Here is a 15926-nt window from a genome sequence, read left to right on the forward strand (position 1 = left end):
CATGGCCTCCAAGTCCGCCGCCGCCAAGCCTGGCGCCGCCAAGTCCACCGCGGCCGAGCCCGCCGCCGGCCAGCCCGCTCCGGACCGCCCCACCGCCGACAGCCCCACGCCCGGCGGCTCCACCCCGGACCGCCCCACCGCCGACACCCACGACCTCATCCGCGTCCACGGTGCCCGCGTCAACAACCTCAAAGACGTCACCATCGAGCTCCCCAAGCGCCGTCTGACCGTCTTCACCGGCGTCTCGGGCTCGGGCAAGAGCTCGCTCGTCTTCGGCACCATCGCCGCCGAGTCGCAGCGCCTGATCAACGAGACCTACAGCGCCTTCGTCCAGGGCTTCATGCCCACGCTGGCCCGGCCCGAGGTCGACGTCCTGGACGGCCTCACCACCGCGATCCTCGTCGACCAGCAGCGGATGGGCGGCGATCCGCGGTCGACCGTCGGGACCGCGACTGATGCCAACGCGATGCTGCGGATCCTGTTCAGCCGGCTCGGGGAGCCGCGGATCGGGTCGGCCAAGGCGTTCTCCTTCAATGTGGCCTCGGTCAGTGGCGCCGGGGCGGTCACGATGGAGAAGGGCGGGCAGACGGTTCGGGAGAAGCGCAGTTTCGCGATCGTGGGCGGGATGTGCCCGCGGTGCGAGGGGCGGGGTTCGGTCAGCGACATCGATCTGGCCGAGTTGTACGACGCCGACAAGTCGATCAACGACGGGGCGATCAGTGTTCCGGGGTACTCCGGCGGCGGGTGGAACTCGCGGCTGTATGCCGAGTCGGGGTTCTTCGATCCGGACAAGCCGGTCAAGAAGTTCACGAAGAAGGAGTTGCAGGACTTCCTGTACAAGGAGCCGACCCGGATGAAGATCGCCGGGATCAACATGACCTATGAGGGCCTGATCCCGCGCATCCAGAAGTCGATGCTGAGCAAGGACCGGGAGTCGTTGCAGCCGCACATCCGGGCCTTCGTCGACCGCGCCGTCACGTTCAGTGTCTGCCCCGACTGCGACGGCACGCGGCTGACCGCGCTGGCGCGCTCCTCGAAGATCGACGGCGTCTCCATCGCCGACGCCTGCGGCATGCAGATCAGCGACCTCGCGGCGTGGATCCGGGGCCTGGAGGAGCCGTCGGTGGCGCCGCTGCTCACCGCGCTGTCGCAGACCCTTGACTCGTTCGTCGAGATCGGGCTCGGCTACCTGGCGCTGGACCGGCCGGCCGGCACACTGTCCGGCGGCGAGGCCCAGCGGGTGAAGATGATCCGGCATCTGGGCTCCTCGCTGACCGACGTCACCTATGTCTTCGACGAGCCCACCGTCGGCCTGCACCCGCACGACATCCAGCGGATGAACGAGCTGCTGCTGCGGTTGCGGGACAAGGGCAACACGGTGCTGGTCGTGGAGCACAAGCCGGAGCTGATCGCGATCGCCGACCACGTGGTCGACCTCGGGCCGGGCGCCGGGGCCGGCGGCGGGTCGGTGTGCTTCGAGGGCACGCTGGAGGGCCTGCGGGCCAGCGACACCGTCACCGGCCGGCACCTGGACGACCGGGCGTCGTTGAAGGAGACGGTGCGCGAGGCCGAGGGCGCGTTGCAGATCCGCGGCGCCGACGCCAACAACCTCCAAAACGTCGACGTCGACATCCCGCTCGGCGTGCTGGTCGTGGTCACCGGCGTCGCGGGCTCGGGCAAGAGCTCGCTGATCCACGGCTCGATCCCGGGGCACGAGGGCGTGGTGGCCGTCGACCAGAGCCCGATCCGCGGCTCGCGGCGCAGCAACCCCGCCACCTACACCGGGCTGCTGGAGCCCGTCCGCAAGGCCTTCGCCAAGGCCAACGGCGTGAAGCCGGCGCTGTTCAGCGCCAACTCCGAGGGCGCCTGCCCGACCTGCAACGGCGCCGGCGTCGTCTACACCGACCTGGCGATGATGGCCGGGGTCGCCACGGTCTGCGACGAGTGCGAGGGCAAGCGGTTCCAGGCCGAGGTGCTGGAGTACCGGTTCGGCGGCCGGGACATCGCCGAGGTGCTGGCGATGCCGGTGGACGAGGCGGTCGAGTTCTTCGGCGGCGGCGAGGCGAAGCTCCCGGCGGCGCACAAGATCCTGGAGCGGCTGGCCGACGTCGGCCTCGGCTACCTGAGCCTGGGCCAGCCGCTGACCACCCTGTCCGGCGGCGAGCGCCAGCGGCTGAAGCTGGCCGCGCGGATGGGGGACGACGGCGGGGTGTACGTGCTCGACGAGCCGACCTCCGGGCTGCACCTGGCCGACGTCGCACAGCTGCTGGGGCTGCTGGACCGGCTGGTGGACGCCGGGAAGTCGGTGATCGTCATCGAGCACCACCAGGCGGTGATGGCGCACGCGGACTGGATCGTGGACCTGGGGCCCGGCGCCGGGCACGACGGCGGGCGGATCGTCTTCGAGGGGACGCCGGCCGAGCTGGTGGCGGCCCGGTCGACGCTGACCGGGCAGCACTTGGCGGCGTACGTGGGCGCGGCGGGGGCGTAGCGGGGTCGTAGCGGCCGGAAGACCTCCGTGTGCGGCTGGAGCGCGGCACAAACGAGGGCCCGACTCAGCGAGAGCCCGGCACAGCTAAGGCCCGGCCCAGCAAGAGCCAGACACAGCAACGGCCCGGCTCACCGAGTTCGAAAGCTGCGAAACCTCAGTGCCGGTAGGAGCCGACCCGCAGATCACTGACCGAGTCCAACTCCCGCGGTGCCCAGTCCAGCCGGGTCCGCGCGTTCTCGGCGGTGACGGACTGGCTCAGGGCCAGGGCTTCGGCGTACTGCTTGCCGAGGTCCTGGCCGGCCTCGTCGAGCGGCCAGAGCGTCACGTCGCCGACCACCCCGGCCGCGCGGCCCGCGGCCGCGGCCAGTTCGCGGACCGGCACCGCCGGCTCGGTCACGCCGTGCCACACGGTGCGGGCCGGAGCCTGGGTCAGGACCCGGACATACAGGTCGGCGAGGTCGTCGACGTGCACCATCGGCCAGCGCGCGGCCAGGTCGCCGACCACGCGCGGGACGCCGGCCTTGCGGGCCCACTCGACCAGCTGGGCCGGGATGCCGCCGCCGCGGCCGTGGACCACGCCGGGGCGCAGCACGGTGGCGCGGATGCCGTTGTCCGTCAGGGCCAGGACCTGCTCCTCCAGCGCCGGACGGTGGGCCACGAGCGGGATCGGGGCGGCCGGGGTGGTCTCGTCGGCGCTCTGTTCCCCGGTGGCGCCGAGCACCCAGACTCCGCTGGTGAGGACGAACGGGCGGATGGTGCCGTGCATCGGGGCGGTGAGCGCGGTGATCGCGGCGGCGTCCATCCGGGGGTCGCCGGTGGAGGTGGCGGCGTGCACGACGCCGTCGATGTCCTCGGTGACGGCGGCGGTCAGGGAGGCCGGGACCTTCAAGTCGCCGAAGCGGCGTTCGAAGGGGACGGCCGGGCGGGCGCTCCCGGGTCGGGCCAGGGCCACGACCTCATGGCCCTCGGCGATCAGGCGCTCGGCCACGGCCGACCCCACGTATCCGCTTGCCCCGATGAGCAGGACGCGCATTGAAAACCCCCATGTATCTGAAGTTGATCCGTCGATCTTAAGTGGTGGTGACGGGGCGGGGTCACGGGGAGGGCGCGGTAGGTCAAGAGTTGAGTAGTGGGTACTCAAGACACGAACGCTCGGCCTTGGTTTGCTGGCCTGATGACGCTGAATCGGAGGGTGGCGGCCGTGGTCGCCGTGGCGGGTCTGGTGGGCTCGGCGGCGGCGTGTTCGTCGTCGAAGTCGCAGGGGTCGAACAACGCCGGCGCCACAACGGCATCGACACCGGCATCGACATCGACATCGACGACGGCGGGCTCCACAAGTTCGAGTGCGTCGTCGAGCGCCCCGGCCACGTCAGCCGCCGGGTCGTCCTCGGCCTCGTCGTCGCCCTCATCCTCGTCGTCGTCCTCGGCAGCGAACGTGGACCTGTGCGGTTCCTTCACCCCGGCCGACCTGACGAAGGCCGTCGGCGAGACCTTCGTGGCCTGCAAGCAGACGGTCACCACCGACGCCGTGGATCCGACGCACGTCACGACCGTCGCGGTCTACAGCGAGTCGGACCACCTGCGGATCCTCACGGTCTCCTACGCCACGAACGCGGCGCACGCGTTGCAGACCTACCACGCCGAGACCAAGGTCCCCGGGCTCGGCGACGCGGCGTGGTTCGGCGATCTGGCGTTCGACCTGCAGGTGGCCTACGGCCAGAACGTGGTGACGACCCGGGTCGGGCTGCGGGGCATGGGCGGCAGCGACGTGCTGGCCGTGGACAAAAAGGTGATCAACGCCGTGGTGGGCAAGCTCGGCCTGGGCGGCTGAGCCCCGATGGCGGGGAGCGATCTGGACCGGGTCCTGAGCCGGCTGGCCGCGGACCCGGCCTTCGCCGCGCGCGTCGCCGCCGATCCGGTCACCGCGCTCGCCGATCTGCGCCTGTCGGCGGCGGATCTGGCGGTGGTCGAGGGCGTCGTGGCGCCGGCGGTGCCGGATCCGCTGTCGGAGTCCGGGGTGCGGTTGCGGCGGCTGTTGGAAGGCGGCGCCGCCGAAGACTCGGAAGATCCTCTCTGATCCTTTAATCTCCTCGCGGGGGAGGTGTCCATGGACGACACGCCATGGCCGCTCATCGGGCGAGCGGCGGAGTGGGAGCGGTTGCGGGCCGCGGCGCGGACCGGAGCGGTCATCGTCGGGCCGGCCGGCGTCGGGAAGACGCGGTTGGCGCAGGAGTTCGCGCGGCACGCGGCGCCGGGGCGGGCGCCGGTGGTGATCGTCGGGTCGGCGTCGGCTTCGCGGATTCCGCTCGGGGCAGTGAGCCGGTTGCTGCCGAGCAATCCGCCGCCCACCGATCGGACTCCGGTGGAGGTGGCGCTGGCGGCGGTGCTGGCCCCTGGCGCGTTTGGCGCTTCTAATGCTTCCAACGCCTCCAATGCCTCTGACGCTTCTAGCGGTCCTAGTGGCGACACCGCCGCATCACCGCACGGCGTCCTCCTCCTCGTCGACGACGCGCATCTCCTCGACGAGGCCTCGGCGACGGTCGTCCATCAGGCCGTGCTGTCCGGCCGGGCCACCGTGCTGGCCACGGTGCGCTCCGGCGAGCCGGTGCCCGACGCGGTGACCGCGCTGTGGAAGGACCTCGGCGCGGCGCGGATCGACCTGGGCGCGTTGTCGGACGCGGCGGTCGCGGACCTGGTCGGCGTCGCGCTGCCGGGACCGGTCGACGGGATCGCGCTGGGCCGGATCACCGCCGCCGTGCAGGGCAACGCCCTGATTCTCCGGGAGCTGCTCGCGTCGGCGCGGGAGGTGGGCCTGCTCGCCGAGTCCGCCGGGGCCTGGCGCCTGACCGGACCGCTGACCGCCGCGCCCCGGCTGACCGAGCTGCTGCTGGCCCGGATCGGCGCGCTGACGCCGGCCGAGCGGTCCGCGCTGGAGGTGCTGGCGGTCAGCGAGCCGGTCGGCGTCGCGCTGTTCGCCGAGCTGGTGCCGCCGGACGTGGTGGAGGCGGTGGAGCGGCGGGGGCTGGCGGTGGTGACGGTCGACGGCCGGCGCCGCGAGGTCCGGCTGGCGCATCCGCTCTACGGCGAGCTGCTGCGCTCCTCGATGCCGGCCATCGCGGCGCTGCGGCACAGCCGCCGGGCCGCGGAGGCCGTCGAGAACCTGGGCGCACGGCGGCGCGGGGACGTGACGCGGGTGGCGTTGTGGCGGCTGGACGGCGGCGGCGAGGGGGTGCCGCATCTGCTGCTGGCGGCGGCACGGCAGGCCGAGGCGTCGCGGGACCTGGCCCTGGCGGCGCGGCTGGCGCAGGCCGCGATGGACTCCGGCGGCGGGTCCGAGGCCGCGATGCTGCTCGCCAGCGCGTGCTTCGACCTGGGACGGCACGAGGCGGCCGCGGCGCTGATGGTGTCGGTGGTGGAGTCGCCCGACGCGGTGCCGGACGAGGTGCTGGCGACCATTCCGTTCATCCTGTCCGGGCCGATGGGCATGGGCGGCGACGACGCCGGCGCGCTGCTGGCCGTCATCGCCGCCGCCGAGCGGCGGATCAGCACGCCGAGGTGGCAGGCGCAGCTGGAGGCGGTGCACGGGCACATGCTGTCCTACGTCAACAGCACCGACCGGGCGCGGGAGCTGGCCGAGCGGCACCTGGACGATCCGCATCCGGTGACGCGCGGCAACGCGCTGCTCGGCGCGGCGCTGGTGGACAACCTGACCGGGCATCTGGAGCGGTCGATCGAGCGCATGGAGCTGGGCACGGCGGCGTTGCTCGGCTCCGGGCTGCCGATGAGCGCGAACCACGACGGGCTCGTCGGCTGGCAGGCGTGGCAGTTGTGCGACGTGCCGGACCTGGCGGCGGCGCGGGACCTGGCCGAGGCGACGTACCGGTCCGCGGTCGACAGCCGGGCGCGTCCGGGGCAGGCGTTCGCGTGCCTGGCGCGGTCCCGCGCGGAGCTGCGCGGCGGGCGACCGGCCACGGCGCTGCGGCACGGCGCGGAGGCGTTCGCGGTGTTCCGCGAGGTGCGGTCGCGGGTCTGCCAGCGGTGGGCCGCCGCGATGCGGGTGCAGGCGGCGGCGCAGCTGGGCGACGTGGAGCGGGCCCGGATCGCGGCCGAGGATCTGGAGGCGGCGCGGCGCGGGCCGAACGGGGTCCAGCGCCTCGACTGCGAGGTCGCCGTCGCACAGAGCTGGTACGCGGCGGTCACCGGCGATCCCGCGAAGGCGCGGGCCGTGCTCAGCGCGGCGATCGGGGCGGCGGTGGCCGAGGGCGCGGTGGCGGCGGCCGTGACGACGGGCTTCGAGCTGCTGCGCCTCGGCGTGCGGGTGCCCGCGCTGCGCGGGCTGCGGACGCGGATCCCGGAGGACTGGCGGTTCGGGCAGCTGGTCCTGGACTTCGCCGGCGCGCTCGGCGACGCGGAGGGGTTGCTGGCGGTGTCGGGCCGGTTCGAGGAGTGCGGGATGCTGCTCGCGGCGGCGGAGACGGCGGGGCTGGCGGCGGCGGTGTGGGGAGACAGCGGCGAGACGCGGCGGGCGGCGGCGGCCCGGGGGCGGGGTTCGCGGTTGGCGGAGGGGTGCGAGGGCGCGCGAACTCCTCTGTTGGAGCTCTTGGCTGGGGAAGGCGGCGTAGGCGGGACAGGTGGGGCGGCCGGGGTGCTGCGGCTGTCGCGGCGGGAGTACGAGATCGCGGTGCTGGCGGCGGGCGGGGCGAGCAGCCGGGCTATCGCCGACTCGCTCGTGCTGTCGCCACGGACCGTGGAGAACCATCTGAATCGGGCCTACGCCAAGTTGGGGATCGGAGGGCGGGGCGATCTGGCGGGGGTGTTGCCGGTGCGGGCGGGAGAGGTCACCTGACCAGCGGTAGGCGCCGTCGGCCGGAGCGAGCCGCCGCCGCCACGCGCGCTACCGTGGAGGAATGAGCAGGTCAGCGGCTCCCGAGGCGTTGCCGGTGATCGACCTGTCCCTCGCCGACGACTTTCCCGACGGCTCCCCCACCAGCTCCTCCGAAAACCGCGAACACCTCCGCGCCGCCCTTCGTGACGCCGCCACCGACGTCGGCTTCTTCCAGCTCGTCGGCCACGGCGTGACCCCCGGCGAGACCGCGGCGCTGACCGGCGCGATGCGGGCGTTCTTCGCGCTCCCGGAGGCCGACCGGCTGTCGATCAGCAATCTGAACTCGCCGCACTTCCGCGGCTACACCCGCACCGGCGACGAGCACACGGCCGGGGCCCGGGACTGGCGCGACCAGCTGGACATCGGCACGGAGCTGCCGGCGCGGCCGCCGGGGCCCGGCGAGCCGGCGTACTGGTGGTTGCAGGGGCCCAATCAGTGGCCGGTGAAGGTGCCGGAGCTGCGGACAGCGGCGCTGGCGTGGATCGATCGGCTCGCGGGGGTCTCGGCGCGGTTGCTCCATGAGCTGCTGGCGGCGATCGGCGCCGACCCGGCGTTCTACGACGACGCCTTCGCGGGGCACCCGCACCTGCGTCTGAAGTTGGTCCGCTACCCCGGCAGCGGGCCGGACGGCACCGGGCAGGGTGTGGGCACGCACAAGGACTACGGCTTCATCACCCTGTTGCTTCAGGACACGGTCGGCGGCTTGCAGGTGCAACGGCCGGACGGCACGTTCCTGGACGTGCCGCCGATGGCGGGGGCGTTCGTGGTGAACCTCGGGGAGCTTCTGGAGGTGGCCACCGACGGCTATCTGAAGGCGACGAGCCATCGCGTGGTCAGCCCGCCCGGGGCGCGCGAACGGTACTCGGTCCCGTTCTTCTACAACCCGCGACTGGACGCCCACATCGATCCGCTGGAGTTCCCGCACTCGCACCACGCGCCCGGGGCGACGGACGATCCCTCGAACCCGCTGTACGCGGAGTTCGGGCGCAACGAGCTGAAAGGCTACGCGCGGGCGCACCCCGAAGTGACGCGGCGGTTCCACGCGGGCCCGCCGACCCAGTGAGCGCCGACCCAGTCGGCGCCGCCCCGGTTAGCGCCGAGCGGCTGTAACGCGGAGAGCCTGGCCGGACATAGGCGTAGGCGTGGGAGGTTCACCATGCCGACGGATACGGCCCAAGACGCTCGGACTCGCTTTGCGACCGTCTACAAGGAGTACTACGGACACCTGGAGAAATACGCCGCGCGCCGCGTCCCCGCCGACGACGTCGGCGACGTCGTGGCCACGACGTTCCTGGCCGCGTGGCGCCGGTTCGACGAGCTGCCCGCCGAGCCGCTGCCGTGGTTGTACGTCACCGCGCGCCGCGTCATCGCCAACGGCCACCGCGGCCGGGCCCGCTGGGAGGCGCTGATCAGCAAGGCCGCGGAGAACGCCGTCCTGTCGCATCCCGATCCGGCGGACCGGGTGTGCGGGGTGGCGCAGGTCGCCGCCGTGCTGAAGCAGCTGTCCGATTCCGATCGCGAGCTGGTGCTGCTGACGGAGTGGGAACGGCTCAGCGTAGGCGAGGCCGCCGCCGTCATCGGGTGCAGCGCCGCGACCGCGCGGGTCCGGCTGCACCGGGCCCGGCGCCGGCTCGCGCGGCACCTGGAAGCCGAGACATCGAAAGGGGCTGGGAAGTCATGAAGATCACGTTCGCGCAGGCCCGGGAAGCGTTGTGGGCCTTGGACCCCGCTCGGCAGCTGCCGGGGGGCGGAGTATCAGGGGGCGGGGTGTCGGAGGACAGGGTGTCGGAGGGCCGGATGGAGGCTGATCTGGAGGCGATCCTCGACGGGACGTATCAGGCTCCGGCGTATCTGGAGGAACACCTCGACCGCCGGCCCCGAGTCTCCCGGCGCACAGCGTTGTCGGTGGCCGGCGCGCTGACGGCGTCGGCGGTCGCGGGCGTCACGGTCCTCGGTCTCGGTTCGGGAGCCACGCCCGCCGAGGCCGCGACCCCGAAGCTGCTCGCCTACAAGAGCGCGGGCGACGGCCTGAGCGCACAGGGCCGCCTGGCGGCGATCGCGGACCGGGCCGCGGCCCTGCCGGACACCGCCGGGCAGGGGAAGTACGACCACCTGCGCTACCAGCAGTGGAACGAGGACACCGTCGTCGACGGCGAGCAGGTCACCACGGCGGTCATCCCGCAGCTGGTGGACATGTGGGTGACCGCCGACGGGGAGGGGAAGATCGTCAACGGCTACGGGCCTCCGCAGTTCCCTGACAAAGCGCAGGAGAAGGCCTGGAAGGCGCTCGGCTCCCCCGGCGCCGGGCTGGCGCCGACCACCGTGGAGCTGGGCTCCGGGCCCAGGATGTGGGACGACCGGCCGCCGGCGGATCCGGGGGCGCTGGCGGTGTGGCTGCGACAGGGGCATCCGGCGAGCAACGGACCGGCGGAGACCCTCGTCGCGATCACCGACCTGGCGAAGGCCCAGGTGCTGAGCCCCGCCGCCCGCGCGGGCGTGCTGCGGGTGCTCGCCACGGTGCCGGGCCTGCTGGACCTGGGCACGACCACCGACCGGGCCGGGCGGGCGGCCGACGCGTTCGCCGTGGAGGGCGACTACTCGGGCCTGCCGACGCGGTACACGCTGCTCGTCGACCCGGCGACCGGGGCGGTGCTGGGCGACGAGGTGGTGCTCACGCAGTCGGCCGGGGGCCGGAAGGTGTCGATCCCGGCGGTCATCGGCTACGACCTCTACGAGGTCGCCGAGCGGACCGACCACGAGGGCTGACACGCCGGGCCGGGTCCGGAGCCGTTCGACGACGGCTCCGGACCCGGCTGCGTTGCAGAGCCCGCGTGACAGGCCCCGCCAACGAGCAGCCGGGGCAAGAGACCGGTCAGACGTCCCGGCCCAGGTCGGCGAGCCCGGTGACGAGGATCTCGGTCAGCACCGCGGCGTAGCGGCCGTCCGGGTCCAGATCGGGGTCGAAGACGGTGACCTGGGCCCCGACCGCGCCGGGAGCGAGGGCGGCGAGCAGGTCGGTCAGCTGCGCGGCGGACAGGCCGCCGGGGCTGGGGCTGTCGACGGCGGGCAGGACCTCGGGGTCGAGGATGTCGACGTCGAGGTGGAGCCAGTAGCCCGCCAGCTCGGGGCGGCCGACGTGCGCCAGGATGCTGGCAGCGGCCCGCGCTCCGTCGTCGATGAGGTCGGAGGCGCGCAGGACCAGCGCGACGGCCTCGCGGACCTCAGGGAGTTCCTCGTCGTCGTCGCGGCACCCGGCGTGGACCGTGTCCTCGGGGCGGAAGTACGGACCCAGGCCGTCGAGATCGGCGATGCTCGGCCAGTGACGGCCGATGGCGGCGGCCAGGTCCTCGCCGGCCAGCGCCGCGCAACGGTCGGAGTTGCCGGGGTTGCGGAAGTCGGTGTGGCCGTCGAGGTGGACGAGGCCGTGGCGAGCGCCGGTTTGCTCGCCGGAGCCGGAGCCGGACTCGGAGCCGAACTCGGAGCCAGAGCCGGACTCGGAGCCAGCGCCGGAGCCGGAGCCGCTGCGCAGCGCCAGCCCCGCACCCACGATCAGGCTGCAATCACCCCCGATGACCAGCGGCGCGTCGCCGGCCGCCCGAATCTCCGCGAGGCGGGCGGCCAGGCGGCGGGCGTGGTCGACGATCAGCTCGTGGTTGCGCAGGCGGCCGGGCGTGGCGTCGTCGGCGTAGCGGCCGGGCAGGACGGTGCCGGCGTCCCGGGCGCCGAGGGCCGCGAAGCGGGCGAACAGACCGGCCTCGCGCAGCGCTTCGGGGGCCTTGGCGGTCCCGGGGACGCTGCTCGGGTACGGCGGGCGCAGTCCGAGGTTGCTGGGGGCCGAGAGCAAAGCGATCATCGGCCCACTCTGGCACGGGGCGCCCACAGGGGTCGCAGGCGCCGGATCCGGCGGTGGTCACCGGCAGGTCGGCGGCGGGAATGGCCGCACCCCCGCGGGCGTTGCTGATCGTCGGGCGGCTGCCCAAGATCGCCGCCTCCCATGACTGTCCAGCACCGCAGATGCACCCACGGACCGGACCGGCCCGGGAGACGAGGGAACCATGAAGTACTCGCTGCTCGACGTCGCGGTCGTGGCGCCCGGCGAGCACCCGGCCGACGCGCTGCACGGCGCCGTGCCGCTGGCGCGCGCCGCCGCCCGGTCGGGCTACCAGCGGGTCTGGTACGCCGAGCACCACAACATGGCCGCGATCGCGTCGGCGGCGACCAGCGTGGTGATCGCGCACGTCGCGGCGCACACCGAGGGCATCCGGCTCGGCGCCGGCGGCGTGATGCTGCCGAACCACGCGCCGCTGATGATCGCCGAGCAGTTCGGGACGCTGGAGGCGCTGCACCCGGGGCGGATCGACCTGGGTCTGGGCCGGGCGCCGGGGACCGACCAGGCCACGCTGCGCGCGTTGCGGCGGAGCCCGCAGTCGGCGGAGACGTTCCCGCAGGACGTGCTGGAGCTCCAGGCCTTCCTGAGCGGGGAGACCCGGATCCCCGGGGTGCGCGCCACGCCGGGCGACGGTTCGAACGTGCCGCTGTACATCCTGGGCTCGTCGCTGTTCGGCGCGCAGCTGGCGGCGGCGCTGGGGCTGCCGTACGCGTTCGCGTCGCATTTCGCACCGGACGCGCTGGAGGCGGCGACGGAGATCTACCGCGAGGAGTACCGGCCGAGCGAGGCGAACCCGGAGCCGTATCTGATCGTGGCGGCGAACCTGATCGCGGCGGAGACCGAGGAGGCGGCCCGGGCGCAGTACCTGGCGGCGCAGCGCTGGCGGGCGCAGCGGTTCCTGGTCCGCAACGGGCCGGAGCTCAGCGCCGACGAGCTGGACCAGCTGCTCGCCACCCCGGCCGGCGACCACGTCAAGAACATGATGCGGGTGACGGCCGCCGGGACGCCGGACCAGGTCGCCGGGTACCTGGAGCGGCTGGCCGCGCGCACCGTCGCCGACGAGGTGATGCTGGCCCCGGCCTCGCCGCTGCGGGCCGAGCAGATCCGCGCGGTGGAGCTGGTGCGGGCGCCGGCGTTGCAGGCTTCGTAGGGTCGCGCTTGTCAAAGCCGTGACCGAGACGGCCCAACCGGGTGGCGCGCCGGCCGTCGGGCCGCCAAGGTGGAAGCCATGGTGGACGCTCGCATGCACGACGGACGACGGACGCTGACCCGGGCTCGCGGCCGGGCCCGGAGGCGGGGCCTGGCCGGGTTCGCGCTGCTCGCGGCGGCGGGGCTGCTGGCCGGCGCCTGTTCGAGCTCGAACTCCAAGCCCGCGGCCTCGAATACGGGTTCGAGCCCGTCGACGACGGCGACCACGACCACGCCGTCGTCGTCGCCGACCACTTCGGCGACGACCACCACGACGAGTCCCACGACGACCAGCCCGACCACGCCGGCCACGACGAAGACGTCGCCGCCGGCGACCACCACGACGACGAAGCCGGCCGTGCCGCCGGCCCCCGCCACGACCGCCGCGCCGTCGAACCTGACGCTGCAACAGCTGGCGGGCCAGCGGATCGTCTACTCCTACCAGGGCGTGACGCCGCCGCAGCACCTGCTGGACCTGATCCGCCAGGGCCGGGTGGCCGGCGTCATCTTCTTCAGCGGCAACATCTCCAGCCGCGCCCAGATCACCGGGGTGATCACGCAGCTGCGCCAGGCCCAGGCGGCCAGCCCGGTGCACCTGCCGCTGCTGCTGATGACCGACCAGGAGGGCGGCGTCGTGCGGCGGCTGCCCGGCCCGCCGGACGTCTCGGCGAAGCAGATCGGGCAGAGCGCCGATCCGGTCGGGGCGGCGACCAGCGCCGGCAAGGCGGCCGGGGACAACCTGGCGGGCGTCGGCATGAACCTGAACCTGGCACCGGTGCTCGACGTGTCCCGTACGCCCGGCGACTTCATCGACGCCACCCAGCGCTCGTTCAGCGAGAACGCGAACCAGGTGTCGACCCTCGGCGCGGCGTTCATCACGGCGCAGCAGAACACCGGGGTGGCGGCGACCGCGAAGCACTTCCCAGGGCTGGGGTCGGCGCCCGCCGGTTCGAACACCGACCTGCGGCCGGTGACGCTGACGGTGCCGTTGAGCCAGTTGCGGAACGTCGACGAGTATCCGTACGGCGCGGCGATCAACAGCGGCGTGAAGCTGGTGATGCTGTCGTGGGCGATCTACTCGAACCTTGACGCCGGCCACCCGGCCGGCATGTCGTCCACGGTGGTGGAGCAGGAACTGCGGGGCCGCACCGGGTTCAAGGGCGTGACGGTCACCGACGCGCTGGAGGCCGGCGCCCTCCAGGCCTACGGCGGGGCCGGCAACCGGGCCTTCTCGGCCGCCGCCGCCGGCATGGACCTGCTGCTGTGCTCCTCGGGCGACCCGGCGCAGGGGGACGCCGCCGCGCAGGCGATCGTCGACGCGGTGAACACCGGGAAGCTGAACCGGGCCGGGTTCGACGCCGCGGTGGCGCGCGTCAACGCTCTGCGAGGCGAGCTCAAGTAGTAACCCTGAAGTAGGAACTTTGGTAACGGTTTGGCGGCGACCCCAGCAGTTCAGAAGGGGGTCGCCTTTCCGTCGGGCGCCGACGATCGTTAGAGTCTGTCGGGGGCGGATCTCACCGAAGCCTGATGATTCCAGGCGGTGTGTCGCGTGACTTCAGCGGCCGGGCTCGAACCTGCCCTGCGACAGTTCCGGCAGCATTGAATCGCTTCGGGGTAGGTACCAGACATCATGAGCACATCGCCTGAGGATCAGCGGCCGAACCAGACGCCGCGGTGGGGTCAGCCGGAGCAGAGCCCGGGCGCGCCGCAGCCGCAGCCTTGGCGCCCGGAGCCGGCCCCGGGTAGCCAGGGCGGCCAAGGCGGCGGGAATCAGGGCCCGAACCCCGGTCAGGGCCAGGGCCAGAATCAGGGCCAGAATCAAGGCCAGAGCCAGGGCCAGAGCCGCCCGCAGAACCCGGCGCCCGCCTGGGGTCCGGCCGGTCCGGGCGGCCCGGGTCCGCAGGGCGGTCCGGGCCGGACCCCGCCGCCGTTCGTCCAGCAGCCCGGTCCGACCAGCACCGGCACCACCATCCCGCCGGTCGCGCCGACCGGCCAGGAGTGGGGCGCCCGCAACGAGACCTTCTTCCTGCCGCCGCAGTTCTCCTACAACCCGGACCAGAAGCTGCCGGACCCGCCGACGCTGGTGGAGCCCAAGCGGAGCCGCAAGCGGCTGATCATGGCGATCACCGGCGCCGTGGTGCTGCTGGCCGGCGCCGCCGGCGGGGTCTGGGTCGTGACCTCGCACAGCAAGTCCGACAACCGGTCCGGCACCGACACCACCGGCGGCACCCTGATCCCCGACGAGCACACCGCGAGCCCGGCCGCCGCCGGCCTCAAGCCGGCCTGGCAGGCCAAGGCCGACGGCCTGGGTCCGGACGCGAAGACCGTCGTGGGCACCTGGCTGGCCGACGGCCACACCATCGTCCGCGGCGACGCCACCGGCCTGCAGGCCTACGACGCCGAGACCGGCAACGCGCTGTGGACCTACAGCGTGCCGGATCAGGGCTCGAAGATCTGCGACATGAGCCGGCAGGCGAACCAGAAGATCGGCGTCGTCCGCTACGGTCCCAGCGGCGGCTGCACCACCATCGCGGCCATCGACACCGGCACCGGCAAGGCGCTGTGGACGACCCAGATCCCCGGCGGCACCAAGAACCCGGCGCTGTCCGCCACCGACGGCGCGGTGGCCGCCACCGCCGGCACCATGCTGACGGTCTGGAACGCCGCCGACGGCAAGAAGCTGTGGGACCTCGACCTGTCGGTGTCCACCCCGGTCTGCCGGATGATCCAGGCCGAGGTCCAGGACACGATCGCGGCCCTGCTCGCCGACTGCGGCAAGGGCCCCGAGGTGCTGATGAAGGCCGTGACCACCGGCGCCGACCTGTGGCAGGCCCCGATCCCGCCGGACAACGTCCCCGTCGCCCAGTACACGCTGGTGCGGGCCACCGCGCCGACGATCGTCCACGTCGAGGCCACCCCGGACGGCGCCGCCCCGGTCGACCACTACTACACCATCAACGACAGGGGCCTGATCCAGTCGACGATCGAGGGCATCGGCCCCTTCGGCACGCTGGACCCGCGCGTCGGCCCGGCCCACCAGACCCACCAGGCGGCGTACGTGGCCGGCACCACCCTGATCCTGCCGACCGCCGCCAAGAACGCCGCCGGTGCCGCCCCGGCCGCCGGCCTGGTGGCGTTCGACTATGTCTCGGGCAAGCAGCTGTGGCAGACCGACCCCATGGACGGCGCGCCGGTGGCGATCGTGAGCATGGACGAGACCCAGACCGTCGTCTACGACAGCGGCAACTCCAAGACCGGACCGGGCGCGCACCTGGTGGCGCTGAAGACCGTGGGCGGCGCGACGGCGGCCGCGCCGCTCAAGGACGCGATCGGGCACGACGTGTCCGGGCCGGTGACGGCCTACCTGGCCGGGGACCGGCTGGTGGTCGTGCCCGCGACGCCGCAGAAGGGCGCCGCGATCCTGGCGTACGGAGTGCAGGCGCAGTAGAACGAAATCACACCTCTGATTCAGG

13 protein-coding genes are annotated in these 15926 nt (G+C 73.3%); 10 read left to right on the top strand and 3 right to left on the bottom strand.

The window, feature by feature from the left end; genetic code table 11:
• Window position 1 precedes the first annotated feature (1 nt).
• On the top strand, window positions 2-2491 hold the full coding sequence (locus tag ABD481_RS23925; protein ID WP_344667980.1) for an ATP-binding cassette domain-containing protein: 2490 nt from the start codon (window positions 2-4) through the stop codon (window positions 2489-2491).
• A 154-nt stretch (window positions 2492-2645) separates the two neighbouring features.
• On the opposite strand, the gene ABD481_RS23930 is transcribed toward ABD481_RS23925, so the two are convergent.
• Together ABD481_RS23930 and ABD481_RS23935 are read right to left on the bottom strand one after the other, a co-directional pair.
• The gene (locus tag ABD481_RS23930; RefSeq protein WP_344667981.1) at window positions 2646-3524 is read right to left on the bottom strand and encodes an NAD-dependent epimerase/dehydratase family protein; all 879 of its coding nucleotides are present in this window, start codon (window positions 3522-3524) and stop codon (window positions 2646-2648) included.
• A gap of 104 nt (window positions 3525-3628) precedes the next feature.
• The gene (locus ABD481_RS23935; RefSeq protein ID WP_344667982.1) at window positions 3629-3949 is read right to left on the bottom strand and encodes a hypothetical protein; all 321 of its coding nucleotides are present in this window, start codon (window positions 3947-3949) and stop codon (window positions 3629-3631) included.
• Here ABD481_RS23935 and ABD481_RS23940 point away from each other — a divergent pair.
• The 6 genes from ABD481_RS23940 (at window position 3927) to ABD481_RS23965 (ending at window position 10142) form a co-directional block, all read left to right on the top strand.
• The gene (locus ABD481_RS23940; protein WP_344667983.1) at window positions 3927-4322 is read left to right on the top strand and encodes a hypothetical protein; all 396 of its coding nucleotides are present in this window, start codon (window positions 3927-3929) and stop codon (window positions 4320-4322) included. The two genes, ABD481_RS23935 and ABD481_RS23940, sit on opposite strands and share 23 nt — an antisense overlap.
• Window positions 4323-4328: 6 nt before the next feature.
• A complete protein-coding gene (locus ABD481_RS23945; protein WP_344667984.1) occupies window positions 4329-4568 on the top strand; it encodes a hypothetical protein in 240 nt (79 codons plus the stop codon).
• A 30-nt stretch (window positions 4569-4598) separates the two neighbouring features.
• Window positions 4599-7337 carry an AAA family ATPase gene (locus ABD481_RS23950; protein WP_344667985.1) on the top strand — a complete coding sequence of 913 codons (2739 nt, stop codon included), beginning with the start codon at window positions 4599-4601 and terminating at the stop codon, window positions 7335-7337.
• Window positions 7338-7398: 61 nt separating this feature from the next.
• Complete coding sequence (locus ABD481_RS23955; protein ID WP_344667986.1) at window positions 7399-8439, top strand: isopenicillin N synthase family dioxygenase; 1041 nt, start codon at window positions 7399-7401, stop codon at window positions 8437-8439.
• Window positions 8440-8532: 93 nt separating this feature from the next.
• Window positions 8533-9057 (top strand): RNA polymerase sigma factor, encoded by a 525-nt coding sequence (locus tag ABD481_RS23960; protein WP_344667987.1) that lies wholly within the window; start codon window positions 8533-8535, stop codon window positions 9055-9057.
• Window positions 9054-10142 carry a CU044_5270 family protein gene (locus ABD481_RS23965; protein ID WP_344667988.1) on the top strand — a complete coding sequence of 363 codons (1089 nt, stop codon included), beginning with the start codon at window positions 9054-9056 and terminating at the stop codon, window positions 10140-10142. Before ABD481_RS23960 ends, ABD481_RS23965 begins: the two co-directional genes overlap by 4 nt.
• 106 nt (window positions 10143-10248) lie before the next feature.
• On the opposite strand, the gene ABD481_RS23970 is transcribed toward ABD481_RS23965, so the two are convergent.
• Window positions 10249-11229 (bottom strand): arginase family protein, encoded by a 981-nt coding sequence (locus ABD481_RS23970; protein WP_344667989.1) that lies wholly within the window; start codon window positions 11227-11229, stop codon window positions 10249-10251.
• 202 nt (window positions 11230-11431) lie between these two features.
• On the opposite strand from ABD481_RS23970, the gene ABD481_RS23975 reads away from it, so the two are divergent.
• From ABD481_RS23975 to ABD481_RS23985, 3 genes are all read left to right on the top strand, one after another.
• Window positions 11432-12415 carry an LLM class flavin-dependent oxidoreductase gene (locus ABD481_RS23975; RefSeq protein WP_344667990.1) on the top strand — a complete coding sequence of 328 codons (984 nt, stop codon included), beginning with the start codon at window positions 11432-11434 and terminating at the stop codon, window positions 12413-12415.
• A gap of 78 nt (window positions 12416-12493) precedes the next feature.
• Window positions 12494-13855, top strand: a complete 1362-nt coding sequence (locus ABD481_RS23980) for a glycoside hydrolase family 3 protein (RefSeq protein ID WP_344667991.1) — start codon at window positions 12494-12496, stop codon at window positions 13853-13855.
• A 228-nt stretch (window positions 13856-14083) separates the two neighbouring features.
• A complete protein-coding gene (locus ABD481_RS23985) occupies window positions 14084-15901 on the top strand; it encodes an outer membrane protein assembly factor BamB family protein (RefSeq protein WP_344667992.1) in 1818 nt (605 codons plus the stop codon).
• Window positions 15902-15926 lie beyond the last annotated feature (25 nt).

The organism is Catenulispora yoronensis (genome assembly GCF_039531695.1).
GTDB lineage: Bacteria > Actinomycetota > Actinomycetes > Streptomycetales > Catenulisporaceae > Catenulispora > Catenulispora yoronensis.

Excerpts from the sequence above, each read along its gene's own strand:
- ABD481_RS23960 (WP_344667987.1), top strand. The coding sequence starts at position 8,533 with ATGCCGACGGATACGGCCCAAGACGCTCGGACTCGCTTTGCGACCGTC.
- ABD481_RS23965 (WP_344667988.1), top strand. The coding sequence starts at position 9,054 with ATGAAGATCACGTTCGCGCAGGCCCGGGAAGCGTTGTGGGCCTTGGAC.
- ABD481_RS23980 (WP_344667991.1), top strand. The coding sequence starts at position 12,494 with ATGGTGGACGCTCGCATGCACGACGGACGACGGACGCTGACCCGGGCT.
- ABD481_RS23985 (WP_344667992.1), top strand. The coding sequence starts at position 14,084 with ATGAGCACATCGCCTGAGGATCAGCGGCCGAACCAGACGCCGCGGTGG.
- ABD481_RS23950 (WP_344667985.1), top strand. The coding sequence starts at position 4,599 with ATGGACGACACGCCATGGCCGCTCATCGGGCGAGCGGCGGAGTGGGAG.
- ABD481_RS23925 (WP_344667980.1), top strand. The coding sequence starts at position 2 with ATGGCCTCCAAGTCCGCCGCCGCCAAGCCTGGCGCCGCCAAGTCCACC.
- ABD481_RS23955 (WP_344667986.1), top strand. The coding sequence starts at position 7,399 with ATGAGCAGGTCAGCGGCTCCCGAGGCGTTGCCGGTGATCGACCTGTCC.
- ABD481_RS23930 (WP_344667981.1), bottom strand. The coding sequence starts at position 3,524 with ATGCGCGTCCTGCTCATCGGGGCAAGCGGATACGTGGGGTCGGCCGTG.
- ABD481_RS23945 (WP_344667984.1), top strand. The coding sequence starts at position 4,329 with ATGGCGGGGAGCGATCTGGACCGGGTCCTGAGCCGGCTGGCCGCGGAC.
- ABD481_RS23970 (WP_344667989.1), bottom strand. The coding sequence starts at position 11,229 with ATGATCGCTTTGCTCTCGGCCCCCAGCAACCTCGGACTGCGCCCGCCG.
- ABD481_RS23975 (WP_344667990.1), top strand. The coding sequence starts at position 11,432 with ATGAAGTACTCGCTGCTCGACGTCGCGGTCGTGGCGCCCGGCGAGCAC.